The following is a 368-nucleotide window of genomic DNA, read 5'->3' as shown; positions in this document are numbered from 1 at the left end:
CGGCGGCATGAAGGCGCGGCCCTTCTCATAACCGCGCCTCAGCGCCTTGCCGTCGACGGCCACCACGCCACGCGGTGGGCCGAGCCCAAGCTCACGCCGCAATGCCGCCATGAAGGCGCTTAGCGCATCCGACAACTCCTGCGGATCAAGAAGCCGAAACACCCGGCTGAAGGTGTCGTGGCTCGGACACCCATGCTTCAGCTCGATGAACTCTTTCAGCTCCTCCTCGCGCCCCTCTGCGAACTCCGCAATATCCACACAGCTTTTGGCCCCGCACAGCGTCGCCGCCAACGCCAGAAACAGAAGTTCAGCAAGATCATGCCGCGCGTTGATGTCGCGCGGATCGCGAACTGCTTGCAGGATCGACA

1 protein-coding gene is annotated in these 368 nt (G+C 63.3%); it reads right to left on the bottom strand.

Features of this window, described 5'->3' with window-relative positions; genetic code table 11:
* Positions 1 to 360, bottom strand: a 360-nt coding sequence (locus tag P9254_RS29200) for an ISAs1 family transposase (RefSeq protein WP_278103919.1), incomplete at its 3' end; no start/stop codon positions are given.
* Positions 361 to 368: the final 8 nt, after the last annotated feature.

This window comes from Mesorhizobium sp. WSM4983 (assembly GCF_029625765.1).
GTDB lineage: Bacteria > Pseudomonadota > Alphaproteobacteria > Rhizobiales > Rhizobiaceae > Mesorhizobium.
Note: the sequence above shows the minus strand (reverse complement) of the source record. Positions and strands in the feature narration are given on the sequence as shown.